This is a genomic window from Paenibacillus sp. ISL-20, from assembly GCF_018613005.1.
In the GTDB taxonomy this organism is placed as follows: domain Bacteria; phylum Bacillota; class Bacilli; order Paenibacillales; family Paenibacillaceae; genus Paenibacillus_AQ.
The window spans coordinates 72,723-91,166 of record NZ_JAGGRD010000026.1 but is presented as its reverse complement, the minus strand read 5'-3'; the positions used below and the strand labels follow the sequence as shown (position 1 = coordinate 91,166).

Annotated in this window: 20 protein-coding genes and 1 riboswitch; of the genes, 11 read left to right on the top strand and 9 right to left on the bottom strand. The window is 47.2% G+C overall.

Going from position 1 to position 18,444, the window contains the following annotated elements:
- Positions 1–78 precede the first annotated feature (78 nt).
- Entirely contained in the window at positions 79–1,968 is a 1,890-nt protein-coding gene (locus J7E85_RS16845; RefSeq protein WP_215159669.1) for an ATP-binding protein, read from the top strand.
- 92 nt (positions 1,969–2,060) lie between these two features.
- Here the strand turns inward: J7E85_RS16845 and J7E85_RS16840 are convergent, their stop codons facing one another.
- Both J7E85_RS16840 and J7E85_RS16835 read right to left on the bottom strand, forming a co-directional pair.
- Positions 2,061–2,300: an NHLP leader peptide family RiPP precursor gene (locus J7E85_RS16840; protein WP_215159667.1), complete on the bottom strand. Its 240-nt coding sequence runs from the start codon at positions 2,298–2,300 to the stop codon at positions 2,061–2,063.
- 72 nt (positions 2,301–2,372) lie between these two features.
- The gene (locus J7E85_RS16835) at positions 2,373–3,326 is read right to left on the bottom strand and encodes a hypothetical protein (protein ID WP_213645993.1); all 954 of its coding nucleotides are present in this window, start codon (positions 3,324–3,326) and stop codon (positions 2,373–2,375) included.
- Between the two features lie 236 nt (positions 3,327–3,562).
- On the opposite strand from J7E85_RS16835, the gene J7E85_RS16830 reads away from it, so the two are divergent.
- Positions 3,563–4,225, top strand: a complete 663-nt coding sequence (locus J7E85_RS16830; protein ID WP_215159665.1) for a general stress protein — start codon at positions 3,563–3,565, stop codon at positions 4,223–4,225.
- 79 nt (positions 4,226–4,304) lie between these two features.
- Positions 4,305–4,631: a hypothetical protein gene (locus J7E85_RS16825; RefSeq protein WP_215159664.1), complete on the top strand. Its 327-nt coding sequence runs from the start codon at positions 4,305–4,307 to the stop codon at positions 4,629–4,631.
- A 238-nt stretch (positions 4,632–4,869) separates the two neighbouring features.
- On the opposite strand, the gene J7E85_RS16820 is transcribed toward J7E85_RS16825, so the two are convergent.
- On the bottom strand, positions 4,870–5,979 hold the full coding sequence (locus J7E85_RS16820; protein ID WP_215159662.1) for a GNAT family N-acetyltransferase: 1,110 nt from the start codon (positions 5,977–5,979) through the stop codon (positions 4,870–4,872).
- A gap of 191 nt (positions 5,980–6,170) precedes the next feature.
- Here J7E85_RS16820 and J7E85_RS16815 point away from each other — a divergent pair, with 191 nt between their 5' ends.
- From J7E85_RS16815 to J7E85_RS16805, 3 genes are all read left to right on the top strand, one after another.
- A complete protein-coding gene (locus J7E85_RS16815; protein WP_215159823.1) occupies positions 6,171–7,619 on the top strand; it encodes a potassium/proton antiporter in 1,449 nt (482 codons plus the stop codon).
- Between the two features lie 206 nt (positions 7,620–7,825).
- Positions 7,826–8,299 carry a Dps family protein gene (locus tag J7E85_RS16810; RefSeq protein WP_215159660.1) on the top strand — a complete coding sequence of 158 codons (474 nt, stop codon included), beginning with the start codon at positions 7,826–7,828 and terminating at the stop codon, positions 8,297–8,299.
- A gap of 200 nt (positions 8,300–8,499) precedes the next feature.
- On the top strand, positions 8,500–9,402 hold the full coding sequence (locus J7E85_RS16805; protein ID WP_215159658.1) for an EcsC family protein: 903 nt from the start codon (positions 8,500–8,502) through the stop codon (positions 9,400–9,402).
- Positions 9,403–9,516: 114 nt separating this feature from the next.
- Here the strand turns inward: J7E85_RS16805 and queF are convergent, their stop codons facing one another.
- The 6 genes from queF to J7E85_RS16775 all read right to left on the bottom strand — a co-directional run bounded on the left by queF (position 9,517) and on the right by J7E85_RS16775 (position 13,523).
- Positions 9,517–10,014, bottom strand: a complete 498-nt coding sequence (queF, locus tag J7E85_RS16800; RefSeq protein WP_009591586.1) for a preQ(1) synthase — start codon at positions 10,012–10,014, stop codon at positions 9,517–9,519.
- 69 nt (positions 10,015–10,083) lie between these two features.
- On the bottom strand, positions 10,084–10,875 hold the full coding sequence (queE, locus tag J7E85_RS16795) for a 7-carboxy-7-deazaguanine synthase QueE (protein ID WP_215159656.1): 792 nt from the start codon (positions 10,873–10,875) through the stop codon (positions 10,084–10,086).
- A complete protein-coding gene (gene queD / locus J7E85_RS16790) occupies positions 10,868–11,359 on the bottom strand; it encodes a 6-carboxytetrahydropterin synthase QueD (RefSeq protein WP_215159654.1) in 492 nt (163 codons plus the stop codon). Before queD ends, queE begins: the two co-directional genes overlap by 8 nt.
- The gene (queC, locus tag J7E85_RS16785; RefSeq protein WP_215159821.1) at positions 11,356–12,033 is read right to left on the bottom strand and encodes a 7-cyano-7-deazaguanine synthase QueC; all 678 of its coding nucleotides are present in this window, start codon (positions 12,031–12,033) and stop codon (positions 11,356–11,358) included. The genes queD and queC overlap by 4 nt, the downstream gene beginning before the upstream one ends.
- 128 nt (positions 12,034–12,161) lie before the next feature.
- Positions 12,162–12,204, bottom strand: a riboswitch (PreQ1 riboswitch).
- A gap of 106 nt (positions 12,205–12,310) precedes the next feature.
- Positions 12,311–13,015, bottom strand: coding sequence for an AIM24 family protein (locus tag J7E85_RS16780; RefSeq protein WP_215159652.1), 705 nt, complete (start codon positions 13,013–13,015; stop codon positions 12,311–12,313).
- 55 nt (positions 13,016–13,070) lie between these two features.
- Entirely contained in the window at positions 13,071–13,523 is a 453-nt protein-coding gene (locus J7E85_RS16775; RefSeq protein WP_215159650.1) for a hypothetical protein, read from the bottom strand.
- Positions 13,524–13,744: 221 nt separating this feature from the next.
- Between J7E85_RS16775 and J7E85_RS16770 the strand changes: the two genes are divergently transcribed.
- The 5 genes from J7E85_RS16770 to J7E85_RS16750 all read left to right on the top strand — a co-directional run bounded on the left by J7E85_RS16770 (position 13,745) and on the right by J7E85_RS16750 (position 17,792).
- Positions 13,745–13,903, top strand: a complete 159-nt coding sequence (locus J7E85_RS16770) for a hypothetical protein (protein ID WP_215159648.1) — start codon at positions 13,745–13,747, stop codon at positions 13,901–13,903.
- Between the two features lie 199 nt (positions 13,904–14,102).
- Positions 14,103–14,837, top strand: a complete 735-nt coding sequence (locus J7E85_RS16765) for a hypothetical protein (RefSeq protein ID WP_215159646.1) — start codon at positions 14,103–14,105, stop codon at positions 14,835–14,837.
- Positions 14,838–15,130: 293 nt separating this feature from the next.
- Positions 15,131–15,706, top strand: coding sequence for a hypothetical protein (locus tag J7E85_RS16760; RefSeq protein WP_353049513.1), 576 nt, complete (start codon positions 15,131–15,133; stop codon positions 15,704–15,706).
- 162 nt (positions 15,707–15,868) lie between these two features.
- Complete coding sequence (locus J7E85_RS16755) at positions 15,869–16,267, top strand: helix-turn-helix transcriptional regulator (RefSeq protein ID WP_076323038.1); 399 nt, start codon at positions 15,869–15,871, stop codon at positions 16,265–16,267.
- A 325-nt stretch (positions 16,268–16,592) separates the two neighbouring features.
- On the top strand, positions 16,593–17,792 hold the full coding sequence (locus J7E85_RS16750; RefSeq protein WP_215159643.1) for an S-layer homology domain-containing protein: 1,200 nt from the start codon (positions 16,593–16,595) through the stop codon (positions 17,790–17,792).
- The last annotated feature ends 652 nt before the right edge of the window (positions 17,793–18,444 follow it).

Here is an 18,444-nt window from a genome sequence, read left to right as displayed (position 1 = left end):
ATATTAGAAGGTGGAAGGTTTTGTTGCATCGAATAACACAGTAAGAGTTTCACTCATTATAATGTTTGAGGTGCGTCAATGAGGTCTGGATGGATAATCGCTGTGTTCCTGATCATCGTTTTTACTTTAAGCCAGGGGTTTCCCAGGCTTGTCTTTGCCACCGAAGAAACGGCAGCTCGTGCAGCGATTAAGGAGTGGAGAATCCTCTGGTCGGAATCCCGAGGGATTCCGGAGAGCGTGCCCGTCCACATCAATGACTGGATGGAAACTTCGGTCGGTGATTCGAAGCCTTTTAAGCCGCATACCAAGGCATCCGCGTGGATTTATATGAGGATTCCCGAGATCGCCTCTACATCCCCTGGCATTTTGATTGATAAGCTCCACGGGCAGAAGGTTGCGGTTTATGCGGACCATGAGAAGATTTACGAATCTACCCGAACGTACAATTATGAGCTTAATTACATTTTGCTTCCTCTGCATCAGGATATGCTCGGCAAGGATCTTCATATCTGGCTGGAGACCGCTAGGGATCATGTGACAATTGAAGGGAAAATCCTCGTCGGCGATTATCAAGACATGTTTAATCGGTTTGTTAAGTCGAATTTGATGGACATCATTCTCGGGAGCGCCTTCATATTTATCGCATTGGTGATGTTGATCTGCGCTATTTTTCTGAACAGAAAATATTTGATCGCTGTATTATCCTTATCTTTAATTATTTTATCTGTAGGCATCCTGGTGTTTACTTACTCCCCGTTTCTTTATACGATTTTTAATCAATATGGCAATATGTACACTCACTTATATGACATCTCATTATTTATCTTACTTCCTTCGTTCAGTCTCTTTTTTGAAAAAATCTTCGGGCCCGGCTGGAAGGGTTCGCTGCGTAAACTCCGCAAGTTCCAGATCGTCTACTCGCTGTTTTGCGGGCTGTTTCTGATTGCTAATCAATGGGGTTCGAATCAATGGTTCGACCTGTATTATTTCTTCTCCGTTCATGTCATGGGTGTTGTGATGATCGTTCAATTTGTATTGCTGGTCGGAAGCTCCATGTATTATGCCGTTAAGGGAAATAAGGACGCTGTTATTTTTAATGCAGGCTTTGCGGTATTCGCTGTTGTGGGCTTAAGTGAGCTGCTGCAATTTTTCCTCACTCGGGGCAGCTATAATCTCTTCCTTTGGAAATGGGGGATTGTCAGCTTTATTATCGCCCTGATTGTCATTCTCGGACGGCATTTTGCTAAAAATCACGAACGGATTCTTCAATACTCCAAGGAGCTTGAGATGTTCAACAATGAACTGCAGCGTTCGGAGAAAATGGAGATTATCAGTGAGCTAGCAGCATCGGTTGCGCACGAGGTTCGTAACCCGCTGCAAGTAACGCGGGGTTTCCTGCAGCTTCTCACCGGAAAAGCCCAAGCTGCTGAACGCGAATACTTAGATTTGGCTCTGGTGGAGCTGGACCGTGCTTCCGGCATTATTACGGATTTCTTAACCTTTGCCAAACCGGAATTCGGCAAAGACACCGTGCTTCGAGTTTCGGAGGAGTTTAAGCATATTGAAGGCATACTAGGCCCGCTTGCACACCTCCAAGGAGGCAAGATCACCGTAGATATTCCGGAGGATATTACGATTCGGGGGAATTCCTCGAAATTCAAGCAGGCTTTTATCAACATTGTTAAGAATAGCATCGAGGCGCTGGGCGAAGAGGGATTGGTCCATATCCGCTGCTATCGCCAGCAAGACCAGGTATATATTCATGTTGTGGATAATGGCGAAGGGATGGGGCCCGATGTGTTGGCACGGCTGGGAGAGCCTTATTTCTCCAACAAAACGAAGGGGACGGGGCTTGGCCTGATGGTGACCTTCCGCATTATCGAAGCGATGGATGGAGACATTCATTTTACGAGTAAAAAAGGAGTGGGGACGGATGCCGTCATTACGCTTCCCGCAGCTGGCGAATAATTCGCTAAGCTGCGGCAGCGATGACGGTTATCGTCCCCACTCTTTGTACCGATTACTTCTATTTATGAAATGTCCACGCTGTTATGTAGTCTTTACCAGATGGCTCTTTCTTTGGCTTCTGACTTGATCACGCCTGTTGGATTCGGAGGAATGACCAGATACAGCTCGTTAGGGTTCTCTTCAAGCGTTCGAATCTCGATGTGGTCGGGAATCCGTACCCCAAGAACTTCCTTGATGGCGGATTTCGGATCGCTGAGCAATTTTGCCTTAAAGCTAGGATCCTCCCAAGCTTTCTGAATCAATTGTGTTTGAAAGATGGCTTCTGTCGTCATAAGAATCACCCTTTCAAATAAATTGGTTATTTTTTACTCTTAAAGAATACCATGGAACAAATATAAAATCTATTATTTTTTGCTTAGAATAGACAAATAATAGTTTAACCCGCCATAAGAAAGCGTCTCTTTGCTGTTTTCGATATGATTCGCTTCGGTTTGAAGCTCATCCACCATCGTTTGATGAAAGGAGATGAGATGGGGGGCATCTATATCTATCGATAAGAGATGAGTATGGGTCGCTGCGGCAATGTCTGCATAGGGCTTCATCATGTTGTTGATATAGATGGCTTCTTGAACTTCGGGCAGCGTCAGATTCGCGCCATGTGGTCGTCCCAATTCCGATTTAATGAGAGACAGCAGGCAGTTGTAGCTGCCATCCGCAAGATCCTGCTTCCAATCGGTCCAATCGTCCATCATCTGCAAGGTCAGCAGAACCTGGTTCATCACATCATTCGTTCGTGGAATGAGGCTTGCTTGATCAGATAACAGCAGTGCGGCAGTGCTTCCCAGCTTTACGGGAGCTGCCTTTTTTGCAATCATGGCCCTGTTGTGTTTAAAGTAATCGTCCCGGGTTTCGTGGAGGACGCCTTCAGACCATTCATGCGTGTAGTTTTTGAAATAAGACCAGAAGTCGGAATTCGCTGGAAAGTAGGGCTGATAGGATGTGAGAAACTCGTAATACAGCAGGTTGGCAAGTGCGAGATGGTGTTTAGGATCTATGGGAGACTGACTGTCATAGGGCGAGTCCATGATGTCGTCTTGAATGAAGTAGTACAACATGCCGATAATGTTGGCCGCTGAGAGGTGACGGTATACATCGGCGGGGAGTGAGGTCAGTTCTTTCATCCAGAAGGGAAGCAGATAACAAATGTAATTTTTGGAACTGTCCTGCTCGAACACGTCAAACTTTCTCAAGTATGAAAGACCGATTTCATTCAAGGGAGCAGGGAGCTCGGAAAGCCTTGCTTCGCAGGCTGAGAATGCGGCAGCAAGATCGTCCTCGAATGGCTTGAACCAGTTCATGGAATCACCAACCTATTCTATTTTTAGGGAACCAAGTGCTTACTTGCTATATTAACATGAATCATCATAAAGTTAAATATTACCAGCTGCATTGAATGGGGGATTATGGGATTTTTGATGCTGTGGCGGGTACTCTTGCAGGCGGTACATTGGTTTTCTTGTTTGATTATGGCGACTGACGTTTAAGTTAGGGGTGTACAGCGATAAACCGAAAATGACCACGAGGAGGAATTCATATGACTCAGAAAATTGTAGGAGCTTTTCGGACGGAGCAGGAAGCAACCCGGGCCATTGAGGAACTAAAGCAGCAAGGTTTCAGAGCCGATGAAATCTCGGTTATTGCCAAGGATCGCGGTGAATCTTCTCATATTCAGGACGAGACCGGCACCAAGGCACCTGAGGGCTTGGCATCCGGAGCGGCCACAGGCGGTGTGTTAGGCGGTGTAACCGGATTGCTGGCCGGTTTAGGTGCATTGGCCATTCCGGGCATTGGTCCGATCATCGCGGCAGGTCCGATTGCGGCAACACTTACGGGAGCAGCCGTAGGCGCTGGGGCGGGCGGATTGGTTGGTGGTTTGATCGGCCTCGGAATTCCGGAAGAGCAAGCAGAGGAATATGGGGGCTATGTGGATGAAGGCCATATTCTGGTCATGGTGGATGCAGATGAAACGAATGGTGGCCGGGTATATGATATATTCCGCAGCAATAGCGCCATTAATGAACATCATTACCGTGAAGAAGGCACTTATAGCGGTACCGGTGCGCCGATAGACTCACGCTCTGAAGCAGCGGCTGCTACCGAGGATGCAGTTCCAGACCCTAACCTATATCAAGGTTATGGTGATGGTAATGGCGGTGCCATAAGTCCGGATCGGAATGAAATTTCGAAGAGACGATAAAGGTTATTTATAAAAATATGGATTAACAATAACAAACCGCCCGGGATGAACCGGGCGGTTTGTTATTGCGCGTTAATGTGTGTTTACCGCTTATTGCGCTGTCTCTGCGCTCCCCTCGAACCGGGACCGCCAGGTCCGTGCCCGTGTCCAGGACCACCAGGACCCCCGGGATACCACGAACCCGGACCGTGTCCCGGTCTGCCAGGGTGCCATGGGCCATGTCCATGCCCATGCCCATGCCCGTGTCCAGGAAATCCGTGGCCACCGGGGTATCCCGGATAAAACGGAGGATACGGATAGAACGGATAGTAAGGTGGATAGTATGGGTATGGATAAGGATAGAACGGGTATCCAGGGAAGAGCCCTGGAATACCAAGGCTTGTTAGGGATTGAAGGCCTCTTTTAGGATGATGACTCAAGCCAAGCACCTCTTTCTATCAGATGGGTTATCTCATCCTATGTGAAAGCGGAGAAGAAGGGCACATATCCTGTCAAAAATAGGCGGACGGCCATCGTCGGTTATGAATAACAGCGCTGTGCAGCCTGGTAGAACGATTCAGATATAAAACCTAGCACATAAAAAGGTGCAAATGACCTCTCCGCTAAGGGGAAGGATCAAATGCACCTTCAGTGTCCACCTAAAGTCAAATATACTGAAGACCTGCTGTGTACGGGAGAGGAATAGGATCAAAGGTTACGCTTCCGTTTGCCCGATAAGATGATTCCGGATCAAACAGGAGCGAGAGCAACCCCTCATCATCCAGTTCCAATACTTCATTGTTCAGGGTTATACGGTAAGGACCATGTTCGCCATCTGCCTGAATCAGCCCCTCAGGCAGCACAGGAGCCAACTGGCGAAGCAGTTCCGGGCCGCTAACCAAATAAACGGTCCCCTCATTCTGAATATATTCAGGCATGACGCCGGTAGATTGGATTAATGCTGCCAGCTCTTTATCCTGCCAAGGCAGCGGAACCGTTAGCTCTGAAAGGTTGAAGGACGAGATCGCCTCGGCTATGACCAGTGCCGCCGCTTCAGGGCTTCCCCCCCATTCTACAAGGGAAGACTCTCTCGAAGGAGTCATCACAACTCCGGGTACCGCGATGATGGCAAATGCGGTCAGCACGCCGTCTTCTTCGGCGACAAGCACCTGCTGCTCAAGGCGGATCACGTTGGAGTAGGCGCTTGCATCCAGCAGCTTGTTAAGCTCCGAAGCCGTGGTGACATAACCGGCTTCCCGCTGCTCCATTAGCCTTTGAAGGTGGAATAGATCCTGCGGCTGCATCGCCCGAATGCGCACTTGTTTTCCCGTCACCGTCCGCAAGGGCTCAATGGCGCCCTGGTCAAGTTGGAACCGGAATGCACGGCCGAACAAACGGCTGCCTGCCCGGGTGTACAGGGATCTGCCGCCGGAAATGAGGATTAAGGATGCCCCAGAAGCTTCCCCATGACGGATACACTGTTCCAGGAGACTGCCTGCTAGTCGCTGACCCCGGTAATCCGGATCCGTACAGACGGAGCCGATGGAATAGACATTTAACCTTGCACCGCGAGTTTGAATGGTAAATGGTACGAATCCCATGAATGAGACGAGTTTGTCTTGATCCCAGGCGCCGTAGGAATGGCTGATTCCCGGCGAGAATATCGGAGGAAAGGATGCCCCCATAGAAGGCTGTTCCGGCTGCTTCAGAAAAATACGGTCGGACAGCTCAACAGCTTGATGTAGTTGATCGCTTTTCATAATAGAAATGTTCACTCGATTGACGCCTCCCTTATGTATGTCGCTTGTTACCAGTATAAAGTCATTGGGTGTGGAATTTCCAGTAAACGTTTGCAACTTCTTTGTTTGTCCGGCTTCGTCGTAATCCGTTCTTGAAGAAGCACTTGTTGTGTGCGAGGAAGGGTTAGTTTTTGGGTAATATAACTTACGAATCTGACACCGGAGGGATGAGCTTGCCAAGTTTTGTTGATTCCATGATTTTATTATGCGGCGCTTTGCTTCTGACAGGCGTACTCACCACCAAGTTTTCTTCTCGCTTCGGCATGCCCGCCCTGGTGCTGTTTATTGCCATCGGGATGATTCTCAGCCGCTTCATTTATTATGATAATGCGGAGCTCACCCAACTGGTCGGGATATTTGCACTGATTGTTATATTGTTTCAAGGCGGGATGCAGACGGATTTCAAAGAAATCAAGCCGGTTTTGGGGACGGCCATTTCACTTGCCACGATTGGTGTCTTGTTGACAACGGTTGTCGTCGGAATATGCGCCGCATTTTTTCTGGATATTTCGTTACAAGAGGGGCTGTTAATTGGTGCGATTGTTGGTTCGACGGACGCGGCGGCCGTTTTCTCGGTTCTCGGCGGAACGAATCTGAAGAAACGGATTCGAATGACGCTGGAGGCTGAATCCGGAAGCAATGATCCGATGGCGGTGTTTCTAACCGTGTCCTTAATCGAATGGATCGAACACCCGAAATTACATTTGATCGGTCTTATTTTTTCCTTCGTGAAGGAGATGGGATTGGGCCTGGTTGTCGGTGTTCTTATTGGAATGCTGGCTGTATATGTGATCAATCGCATCAATTTCGATTCCTCGGGTTTATATCCCGTGACGGCATTGGGATTCGCCGTACTGACTTATGCCGCTGCCGCATGGCTTGGTGCCAGCGGTTTGCTGGCCGTATACGTTATGGCTTTGCTGCTCGGCAACACCGAGCTGACGTACCGCAAGACAATTCAAGCATTTAACCAAGGTTTTGCATGGATGATGCAGATCGTCATGTTTGTGCTGCTCGGGCTCCTTGTTTTCCCGAACGAGCTGTCGGAGGTCGTATGGCAAGGACTGTTATTGTCTTTGATTCTCATATTAATTGCCAGGCCGATCGGCGTGTTCAGCAGCCTGTTGTTCACCAAATTTGCCATGCGGGAGAAAATATTAATTTCATGGGCGGGTCTTCGCGGGGCCGTTCCGATCGTCCTGGCTACATATCCCGTTCTGGCGGGCATCAGGCATGGAGAATTGTTTTTTAATGTCGTGTTCTTTGTTGTGTTGACCTCAGCGGTGATCCAAGGCACTACGATCTCTCCGCTTACGCAAAAGCTTTCGCTGGTGGAGAAGGATAAAGCCAAAGCACCGACTTTATTAGAGTTAATGGCTCTTGGACAAGCGGATTCCGAGATCAACCACGTTCTGGTGGATGGAGATTTGCCCATTGTCGGCAAGGAGATCCAGCAGCTGAATCTGCCAGATGATATCCTCTTTACGGCTATTATTCGGGAGAAGCGTATCATTACGCCTAAGGGAAGTACGGTCATTGAGGCAGGGGACACTTTATATGTGATGAATCCAAAGCAAAAGCGGAAGGAAATGAAAACGATCCTGGGCTTGTCCTAGGGTTCTTCACGGCCGGAGAGATATGATGCCAATCATTGCAGTTGATCTTAAAAATAAATTAGGATAGGTATAAATAGGAGGTAATTTCTTCATCCTATCTTCATCTGATGAGTTTCGATTTCCTTTGCAAAAGAGACAAGAATCTGTTATGATTAATACAAGGATTTAGAATAAGTCTAAATACAATATTAAAGGAGACGATATAAATGAGTAACTTAACCCAACAAGCACACGGAACAACAACCGAAGAACTTCTACAAATTTTGAACACGCAGGTAGCCAACTGGAGTTTGCTTGGTGTGAAGCTTCACCACTATCACTGGTATGTACAAGGTCATCAGTTCTACGTGCTGCACGAGAAATTCGAGGAACTGTACAACACAGCAGCGAGTTATGTGGATGAACTGGCAGAGCGGATGCTGGCCATTGGCGGTAAACCGGCAGCGAGCATGGCGCAATATTTGAAGCTGTCCACGCTGCAGGAGGTTTCCGATGAGAATACGGCTGAACAGATGGTCGGACAGCTGGTTTCGGATTTCGAGCAGCTTGCCAACGAACTGAAGGCGGGCATCGAAGCCGCGGATCAAGAAGGGGACGACGCTACATCCGATCTGTTGACCGGCATGGTCAGCAATGTACAGAAGCATTCCTGGATGCTGAATGCCTTCTTGGGAAAATAAATTTCACATTTGTATGCTTGCCGTCTCATGACGGATTGTGGAAATAAAAGAGAGAGATCGACCTCATGGGGGTTGATCTCTTTTTTATTAACCTTATGAGTGATGTTATAAGATAAAATTTGAAAATTATTGCGTCTTTCTTCCATGCCCTGCGTATACAGTTTATAGTTATTTTTTAATTGCGGATAGGAGTAATGAGGATGACCGAGATGGAATCACGACAACAGCTGGAGTCACAACTTCAAGAGATTTTGAAATGGGAGAAAGAGCAGAAGGACGTCATGTTCTGGGAGAAGCTCGGAAGAATTCCTTTTATGCTGCTGGATCGCCTCACGCCCAAGGCTGTACAAGAGAAAATCGGAAGTGCCTTGAATGAGGTAGGCGGATTTATTCAGAGCGGCGGGAAACATCTGGTTCGCGAGAAGTCGGTTATGAAGGTTCTGGCGCAAACAGCGGGATTGGACGGTCCAAACCCGGTTTCCGGCCCTTCCGTCAAGTCCGCTCAGGAGGAATACATGGAAGATGAGAACGGAGAGGAGGAGGCGGCTTCCGGGCTTACTTTGGCATCTGCCGCGAAGCTGCCGCTCCAAGTCATGGATAGCGCAGCAGACACGCTAACGGTAAAACGCGTCAAATTCGCCGCAGCACAAGGAGCAGCAACAGGAATCGGGGGCATATTTACGATTGCGGCCGATCTGCCGATGGTGCTCGGTCAATCGCTTAAGGTGCTGCAGGAGATGGCGCTTTGTTACGGGTATGATCCGAACGATCCCCGGGAGCGGGTGTTTATCGTGAAGTGCTTGCAGTTTGCATCCGCCGATATCGTGGGAAAAAAAGCGGTGCTTGAGGAGCTCGCCAGTTTTGATGATGAACAAGTGACGGAGCAGGTATTCTCACAGCTGCAGGGCTGGCGTGAAGTCGTTCAGTCGTATACCGATAACTTCGGGATGAAGAAGCTGTTTCAGCTGATTCCGATTGCCGGCATTGTATTCGGTTCGATCAGCAACAAGGGGACGATTAGCGATGTGGCTGCAGCGGGGAAAATGCTGTACAAGAAGCGGCGCCTAAATTACCGACTTAGGAATATGGAATACCCTATGTAATCGTTTATTCCTCTTGTTGAAATGATAAAAAGGGTTATCCGCCATGCGGGCAACCCTTTTTATAATCAATACGGAAAATGGAACTGACGTATTCAGGAAAAAGGCTTCAGCTTCCTACCGGTTGTCCACCTTTTCCGGATACAGGTCATGGTTCATCAGACGGTTCGCGGCGATCTCCTCGTATTTGGTCCCTGGACGACCGTAATTGCAATACGGATCGATGGAAATGCCGCCCCGCGGGGTAAATTTGCCCCATACTTCGATATATCTTGGATCCATCAGTTTGATGAGGTCATTCATGATGATGTTGACGCAGTCCTCATGAAAATCCCCATGATTGCGGAAGCTGAACAGGTACAGCTTCAAGGACTTACTCTCTACCATCTTAATATCCGGAATATAGCTGATGTAGATGGTCGCAAAGTCCGGCTGGCCTGTAATCGGACACAAGCTTGTAAATTCGGGACAGTTGAATTTGACGAAGTAATCCCGGTAGGGATGCTTGTTGTCAAAGCTCTCCAGAATGCCGGGATCATATTCAAACGTGTATTTCGTGCCTTGGTTGCCAAGCAGGGTAACGTCTTCCATTTCTTCTTTTTGTCTTCCAGCCATATAGTGTAGCTCCTTTATTAATATATTAATAAATGCTCAATAAGGTGTAGAGAATTTAATATTACAACGTCACACTCCGCGTTTATTGCCCCAGACCAGCGTGTGCAATTGCGGCAAGACACGCACATCGTTCAACCGATCGGATTGCATGACGGCATCGACAAGCAACTCGTACCGATCCAGCAAATGGGAGACCAGCGAAGTGGTATCGCCTGTACCTACATCGGGATTACCGGTCTGCAAGTAAAACGGCACATTCGGGTATCGTTCATGGACCGTTTCCGCATAGCTCAAGTCCTTATCGTCAAACACGACAACCTTGAGGCTGAAAGATCTGCCGGGCGCCCGAGCGGACAGCCGGGAGACGATATCATCGAGCTTGCCCCAGTCCGTATCCATACCTGAGCTTGGTGGCTTGGGGGAGATGGTGACTTCATCGATATCATTCAGCCAATCCTGCCAGCGTGAGCCTTGGGTCTCCACGGCAACGGTAATTCCGTGCCGGTGCAGCTCATCCACCAGCGTGCCGAGCTGGGAGAGAAGAGCGGGATTGCCGCCGGACAGGGTGACATGATCGAAGCGTTCTCCGCCCAGCCGATACAGCTCTTGCCAGATCTCATCTGCACTCATGCGCGAAATGGTGTCCTTGGCGGACCCGTCCCACGTAAACGCAGAGTCGCACCAGGAGCAGCGATAGTCGCAGCCCGCCGTTCGAACGAACATCGTCTTGCGGCCAACGACCATGCCTTCACCTTGAACGGTAGGACCGAAAATCTCCATCACGGGAATCGGGCGGTCCACCGCGATGACAGGGGAGGAGGTACTTGAATCGTTCTCAGGCTTTACATGCACATTATTCATCGATCATCCACTCCCGTCTGACCTCAGCGTAGCTGGTCGGCGTCTCGAACAGGCGAACGAATTCGGTTCGTGTGCCTTGTTGCTCGTGCGACTCTCTGCTGCGGAGGGCTTCCTCCATTTTTTCAAACAGCCAGACCACCATGTTTTCCGCTGTTGTATTCATTGGGGGCAGGGTCTCGTTTAAGTAACGGTGATCCAGATAAGGTTCGATTTCCGTTTTCCAGCAATCTTTAATGTCCCCGAAATCGACGGTAATGCCGACTTCATTGGGAATACCGCTGATACCAAAGACCACTTTGTACGTGTGGCCATGGAGGTTCTTGCATTTTCCCTCATAGCAATGCAGATGATGGGCAGCGTCAAAGGTAAACTCTTTGGAGACAAGTACCCGTTTCCGGTGGTAACGCAGGCTTCCGGCATCGATGTCTTCGCCAAGCTTCTGCAGTTGCTCTACAATGCGGAAAGCCCCGGGCTCGCGGCTCATATCAGGCGCCCCCCTTCAGATAGACGGTTACGGCGCTGCATATAGTTGTCGAGCCCCGCTTTTCTCAGCTTGCAGGCAGGACACTCCCCGCAGCCGTCTCCCTTGATGCCGTTGTAGCAGGTTAACGTATGGTCGCGAACGTATTCGAGTGCATTCATCTGGTCGGCGAGCTCCCAGGTTTCCGACTTGTCGAGCCACATGAGCGGCGTGTGAATGACGAACGGGTAATCCATAGCCAGATTCAGCGTAACGTTGAGCGATTTGATGAAGCTGTCCCGGCAATCGGGATAACCGCTGAAATCCGTTTCGCATACGCCCGTGATCAGATGTTTTGCGCCGATGCCCTTGGCCAGTACAGCAGCAAAGCTGAGGAACAGCAGGTTCCGTCCCTCCACAAACGTAGTAGGCAAACCGTCGCCTTCGGCAATTTCGATATCGCTGCGCGTTAACGCATTCGGCGCCAGTTGATTAAGCAGGCTCATATCAAGCACTGTTTGCTTCACGCCTTGCTCCTTGGCGATCTGTGCCGCGCATTCTATTTCAAGCTTATGGCGTTGGCCATAATCGAAGGTGACGGTTTCGACTTCGGCGAAGCGTTCCTTTGCCCAGAACAGGCAGGTGGTGCTGTCTTGACCCCCGCTGAAAACAACGACCGCTTTTTCATTTTTAAGCATAAAAAAACCTCTCATCCTTCATAATTTAAGAACAGCCGAAAGGGCTGAACCTGTAGAAGAAAGAGAAGTTCATTGAACTGAATCCGTAAAAAAACAAGCCTTATTCTTAGGGTGTAACACCGAATAAGACACGCTAGTTTTTTATAGAGGGAGTTCACGAACCTCTCCCACACACCGCGATAGGTGTATGGATTGTCTTCTGTTTGTCCTTGTGACTGCAGTGGGTGTTAGATCCAGCATACAGTCTGATTACGCCCTCCATTATAACACGGCCCGATTATTTGATAAACACGCCGCCAAAGGGAATTGCTTCCCTCAGAAAACGCTTGATGATGCCCTCGTCATTTAATTCGTCCACGAGCCGCTGATTCTGGCGTCCTGCTTGAAACAACACATAACCGTCACCGGTCAGCTTCCAGTGATAGTTCATATGTTGGCTGGCGAGATGATTGCCATATACGGTCAGGTCCAGTTTGGCCGCTTCAGGATAGGCGATGATGCTCCCGGCGTCCACATACAATGGCTCGGTAGGATGCAGCTTGACTTTACATACGGGACCCTGGGTCAAAATGCCGATACTGCCGTTTCCCGAAAACTTCATCTTAATGGCGTCTCGCGTGACCAACATGTTTTTGATCTTAAGGATTCGTGTCTGCATCGTAACATGTTTAGTATAAAAGAAAACATGCCGAAAATCATAGAGCATGTCCTGTTCGCCTTCCAGCTGAATTTCATGCATATTGAAGCCTGAGGGGAGCGCAGCCGTAAACTGACTGGGCCCCGTAATATCGGCACGAATCAGTTTCTTCTTGCGGTATATGCCTTTTACGTTCATGAGACGGTCGCTGCGTCCGGAGGAGGGACCCCGATAGGCAACGATTTGCTCCGGATGAAGGACGTGGGCTGTGTCCCCTTCAGTCAGGGAGAACGTGACCGCTTGTCCCGCTCCGCTGCCGGCTGCCTCTTCCATTCGAATAATCATGGCCGCGCCTCCTTTTACCTGGGTTGAATGGTGGGGATCTGGCTCAGAACTTGTCCTATTTAGATCGGTTCGTTCGGCGCATGCCGAATCGCAGGAAGCGAATGATGACAAAGTATCCGGCAGCCAATGCCACGGCGGTAATCGCTACGGTCTTTAAACGTTCCGCCCCGCGATTTCGCGCGGCTTCAGCCTCCTGAAGCTGGCTTACCATTTGGGTTAATTGCTGGTTCTGCTCCGCGAGATTGGAGTTCTGTTCCGCCAGGGTTAGATTTTGCTGCTGCAGCTGTTCGGAAGCGATCATGGCTTTATCAAGTTCCTGCAGGGCTTGGTTATAGTTGTTCTTGAGCTGGTTTATTTCATCGGGCAGTCCGGAGAACTGCTGGATATCATCATACATATTGTTAAAGTAATTGGCGCTGGCGGTCCGTCCACCGGCCGGCAGCGCGATCCCCGCCACCAGCAATATGAGAGAAAGTTGAATTAGCTTGGATTTTGTCGGCTTATGCAAGAGGGATCACCACCATTCGATTATTTATAGTAAATACGAATTAGATTCCGACAGGTTTCTATTAATATATATTACCCACATTTGCGGTGGAAGTGAATCTATTAGCAGGCCAAGTTGTTTAACTTGCTCATGTAAAGGGTAATGTATGTAAGTAAGCGCCTATCAAGCCATCCCCTACGAATTATCATAAATGAACTAGTAGATAAAAGGAGATTTCGATCATGATGAAAGATAACAACGTGAAGAAAATTATGATTACAGTGAATGGAAAACCCGTGGGTAACGGATTATTAATTGATAAAGTAACGTACGCTCCCATTCAACATACACCAAGACATATGGGAAATACTAAGCCCGTTTCGGCAGCAGAAATAGGTTAATAGACCCTTTATATGAAAGCACAGCCTTTAAAATCCGGAGAACACCTCCGGTTTTTTTGCGTTACAAAACAATGAATTCGTCTGAATATGACGGTTTATGGAAGATTTCATTACAAATTTATACAATTTTCCTTTATACTAGGTTGTAACATGAACCAATATACATAACCCATAATAGGTGAGAAGGGGTTTTGAAGAAATGGCATTTTGTACACATTGCGGCAAGAAATTAACGGTAGGCGTCGCACATCAATGCGTTGACGACATCGCAGCGAATTCTATGAAATACACGGCGTCAGCGGCGGAGCTGGGACCAGAGCGTACAGCGTCCTCATCATCTGGAGCTTCAGATGCCAAGACTGCCTCAACCTTTCAAGTCGATGGCCAGGTCCTGAAGAACTTATTGAAAAATCCGATGAGTGCTTTGAACATGCGGGGAGATCAGACTGGTTTAATCTACGGCCTCATCGGGATGGCTTCCAGTATCATCGGCTTTTGGTTGTTCGGCCTTGGATTTAAGCAGCTTATCTATTCCGGCTTGGGCATGATGTCGGCCGTGTTAAGTAATTTCGGCATGGGGAACCGGGCGCTTTTAATGGGGTTGTTCTCAACCGTTATTTTATTAGGTTCCTTCTGGTTTACGGGCAATATGGTTACGAAGCAGAAGCTTGACATAAAGGAATTCATTGCGAAGATCGGCTCTTTTCAGCTGCCGTTCGGAGCGGCGCTTATCGTAAGTGGATTGATCAGTTTCATGTCGTTAAAGCTGGCATCCCTCATCCTTGTATTTGCTTTAATGACGGGATTGGCAGCGAACTGCGCAGCTGTTATCGAATTGTACCGCATTGGATCAAGCCAATGGATTAAATTTATAGGGATTGCTTTAGGCATTTATGTTTTAATCCTTGCGATTGTACAGACCGTTTTATTGTAGGAATAAGTCAATTTCAAGGTAGTAAAAGGCTTCCTTAGCCGACATCTGACAAAAATCTGCATATCTAAAAGACCGCAGCTGCTAGGGCTGTGGTCTTTTTTTGTCGAATTCATAATAGGAACATATGTTCCATGACAGTAAGATGTCCATCTGTATTGGTACATTATTAGAAGAAGAGGAAAGAGGTGGATGTATTGCAGTCTGGCTTGTTTTCGGATTTTACATGGAGCCACAGCCATGTATTCGCTGGGGCCACTAGTCAGGTCTTTCTGCTTATCGAGTGGAGGGCTGGTGTGTTAAAGCAAAAAACGCAGTTCCATGGCTTTAATCAGTTCATGGCTGAAGATGTCCAGCTACACCTTCAATTAGGGGAACGCGTTCAAGTGGAGCATATGTATGGATGCCATGGTGAGATATTGAATGATCGTAACATTTCGTTGTCTTTAGGCTCTTTGTCGGAAGGGAGATCCAAACAGTTGGTTCTTGAGCTAAGTGTCGGAGCTAGGCAATCGGGGGTGTATCCCATTATTACCGCTCTATGGACATATATGGATGTTCAGAAGCGGAAGGTGATTTTGCAGCCATCTCGAACGATTCCGCTCCAATTCAGCAATCATACGGCGTTGAAATACCGAAGGGCAGATTATCGCGTTGAGAAGGTGCTGAAGTTATACCAGAATGCTTCCATTCTGGAACAGGCTAGAGGAGAGCTGGAACGGGGAAAGCTGGCTCTAGGGGAAGAAATGATTCGTAGACAGGCAGATGAGATGCTTTTATACGCAATCCGATTTCGGGATGCGGATTATTTGAAGGAGGCAGAGACCCTTTATCAACTAATTGGTTTGTATCTGGATACATATCGGCAATGATCTTCTGAAAATGCGAATAGAAATAGGGACTTTAGACTTAAAAATTAACTAGGAATGAAGAATCTGTATATAAAAAAGGAAAAATGATTTCAGGGTCGAATGTACTATTTGATAGTCAAGAAAAGTATGTCTAATTTACTAGAAAGATAGGGAGAATGCCATATGACAGACCGACTGATCCGACTAATGAGAATCATTACCCTTGTACAAGCAAGACCAGGTATACTGGCTCGAGAGCTTGCCGAACGTTGTGGAACCAGTGAAAGAACCATTTATCGGGATATGGATGCCCTCAGCGCCATGCATATTCCCATCACTCACCAAGGCCGAGGCCGAGGCTACACATTTATCGGGCATTTTGCAATGTACCCGCTTGGTTTAACGGAAGAGGAGGTACAGGCGTTATTTAAACTGTTAACCATATTGGAACAAATCAAGCCGATGCTGCCCGATGAATTTGAAAGCGCTTATGAGAAGGTATTGGCTGCTGTATATAAGCAAAGCGCGGAAAAAGCTGAAATTCAGGCCGGGGACCGGGATGAATCCTCCACCGGTTTATAACGGTTCCACTACATGTAACAATTAAACCTCGAACGAAAGGACACATGTTCATGTGACTATCGTCGAGGTTTTTATCAGTTTATGAGGAATTAACCACGGTCATGTGGAGATGCGAATGTAGTAGTGAATTAGAATCAGGATAGGAATATTATACCAAAATAGATGATTATATGATAATATAACTATAATTTCTCTCATCCATCCAAAAATGTAATGGATGTGCAATTATGAGAGACGGCGGTAGATGTCCCTAAGCAAGGGCGTAGGAAGGAGATATGGAGCAATGGCATAGGTTTTATTCCACAACTTGTATAGGAGGATATTTATGAAGAAGATCTCGATCAGTGTATTAACAGCATTATCCCTGTTTGTCGGAAGCTTCTATCTGAACACGGTGGAGGCAGCGCAAGTGAGCAACGCAGACAAAATGGCGGAGTCTCGTGAGACGAAGACGAGCCATTTTACGGATATTCAAGGCCACTGGGCCCAGACAGCTATTCAAGATGCAATACAACGAGGTTATGTCGATGGTTATCCGGATAAAAGATTCCTGCCTAACAAACAGGTAACCCGAGCGGAATTTATTAAGATGGCGGTTTCAGCTATGGATATTGAGGTGGCTTCCTTAAGTTCAGGTTCCTGGTATGCTCCTTACGTGGCTTCCGCAGAATCGGCAGGAATCTATAAGGCCGGAGATTTCGGAAACAGTAACTTGACGGAACGAATGACGCGTGAAGAGATGGCTAAGCTAGCGATAAAAGCGCTGGGATATAAGAATGTGGAGGACAAGCAGTGGATGTATCTTGCATCCAAGGATGGCATCATATCGGGGACCGCGTCTGGCGTAATATCGCCTACGGGCACTACGACAAGGGCTCAGGCCATTGCGGTTATAGAGCGTTTGCTTCAAGTAAAAAGCGGCAAGGAGCTCCCCGTTGATAAATATGCTGTAGCTGCAGCTGAAGTGTATTGGCATAAGACAAATATTTTCTCGGTGGCACCGGAGATTTTTAATGGGCCGGATAACAATAACAAAAATGTAGGTATCGATTCATGGAAGCTATCGAAGCTGCAATTCGGTGCACCGGATGGGTCCGTTGTAGCGCAAGTAGATGAACTAATAGCAATTGATTGGAACGACCCCAAAGATCCAAATCGTAAGCTTCTTCCTAGTAAAGAGAAGCTGGTTTGGGTATTTGGAGCGAAATCAAATATTTTTACAGATGATCTGCAAGCTTACGTTATCATTTTAAAATCCCACTATGTAGTGAATAAGAAGCCTAAATTGTATCCTTTTAATCGATTGAGCCTATCAATAACCGGTTATAACGGTAAGCCCAATATTACAGAACTTAATATGGCTTATCCAATAGAATCAAAAGACCATAGGAAACAAATTTATGGTCTTGTAATTCCTAAGTCAGGGTTCAGTACGGCAGGATCATTAAATTTATTAGCATCAACCATTTCAGCGGGTGCTCCTTTATATCAAAGTACTCTTTCTAGTTCAATTCTTATCCGCTAAGGACCGTAACTATGAAGAAAATAAAGGTGTTAATCGTATTAATATTGATTTCTCTGTTATCATGGTATATTCCTATTGAATTAGAAGTAGTCAATGCAGCTAATGATATTACACAGGAAATAATCTATGATTTCGATACTGATTCTAAAGATTATGAGTACAGCGGTTACATATTCTCTGCTAAGAAGGAATTAGAAACCAAAAATATTACTGTGAATGCACCTGCAGGAAAAGTTATTAAGAAAATTGAATGGGTCAACAAATCAACAAATACACCTATTAGACCTATCAAAGGTTTTACGCCGGGCTCAACAACATGGACTGGGAAGGATAAGTTAAGTGGGACAAAATTAAAGGTACGATCAAGAGATAACTCAAATTATGGAGGAGTATATTATTGGGATAGATGGTCTGTTAACGATGCGGGGAATGGCTATGGGCAGATTTGGAAAGCATCAAGTACAACAGGATTAATTATGGATAATAATGACCCGAGATGTAATGTCGTCGTTGAAAAAGAAACCATTCAGGGGCGTCAATTGCCGAAATATCCAGGATGTACTGATCCAAAACTGGAAGCAAAAATTAATCGTACAGAAGCATTTCTAATAGAGGAACCCGGAAACTCTTTGCATAGGACCTGGATTCGTAG

Bases quoted from the DNA above. Each gene is read 5' to 3' on its own strand.
- J7E85_RS16815 (WP_215159823.1), top strand. From the start codon at position 6,171: ATGAGCTTGCCAAGTTTTGTTGATTCCATGATTTTATTATGCGGCGCT.
- queC (WP_215159821.1), bottom strand. From the start codon at position 12,033: ATGCTTAAAAATGAAAAAGCGGTCGTTGTTTTCAGCGGGGGTCAAGAC.
- queD (WP_215159654.1), bottom strand. From the start codon at position 11,359: ATGAGCCGCGAGCCCGGGGCTTTCCGCATTGTAGAGCAACTGCAGAAG.
- J7E85_RS16805 (WP_215159658.1), top strand. From the start codon at position 8,500: ATGACCGAGATGGAATCACGACAACAGCTGGAGTCACAACTTCAAGAG.
- J7E85_RS16765 (WP_215159646.1), top strand. From the start codon at position 14,103: ATGGCATTTTGTACACATTGCGGCAAGAAATTAACGGTAGGCGTCGCA.
- J7E85_RS16810 (WP_215159660.1), top strand. From the start codon at position 7,826: ATGAGTAACTTAACCCAACAAGCACACGGAACAACAACCGAAGAACTT.
- J7E85_RS16830 (WP_215159665.1), top strand. From the start codon at position 3,563: ATGACTCAGAAAATTGTAGGAGCTTTTCGGACGGAGCAGGAAGCAACC.
- J7E85_RS16770 (WP_215159648.1), top strand. From the start codon at position 13,745: ATGATGAAAGATAACAACGTGAAGAAAATTATGATTACAGTGAATGGA.
- J7E85_RS16755 (WP_076323038.1), top strand. From the start codon at position 15,869: ATGACAGACCGACTGATCCGACTAATGAGAATCATTACCCTTGTACAA.
- J7E85_RS16750 (WP_215159643.1), top strand. From the start codon at position 16,593: ATGAAGAAGATCTCGATCAGTGTATTAACAGCATTATCCCTGTTTGTC.
- J7E85_RS16780 (WP_215159652.1), bottom strand. From the start codon at position 13,015: ATGATTATTCGAATGGAAGAGGCAGCCGGCAGCGGAGCGGGACAAGCG.
- queF (WP_009591586.1), bottom strand. From the start codon at position 10,014: ATGGCTGGAAGACAAAAAGAAGAAATGGAAGACGTTACCCTGCTTGGC.
- queE (WP_215159656.1), bottom strand. From the start codon at position 10,875: ATGAATAATGTGCATGTAAAGCCTGAGAACGATTCAAGTACCTCCTCC.
- J7E85_RS16835 (WP_213645993.1), bottom strand. From the start codon at position 3,326: ATGAACTGGTTCAAGCCATTCGAGGACGATCTTGCTGCCGCATTCTCA.
- J7E85_RS16845 (WP_215159669.1), top strand. From the start codon at position 79: ATGAGGTCTGGATGGATAATCGCTGTGTTCCTGATCATCGTTTTTACT.
- J7E85_RS16840 (WP_215159667.1), bottom strand. From the start codon at position 2,300: ATGACGACAGAAGCCATCTTTCAAACACAATTGATTCAGAAAGCTTGG.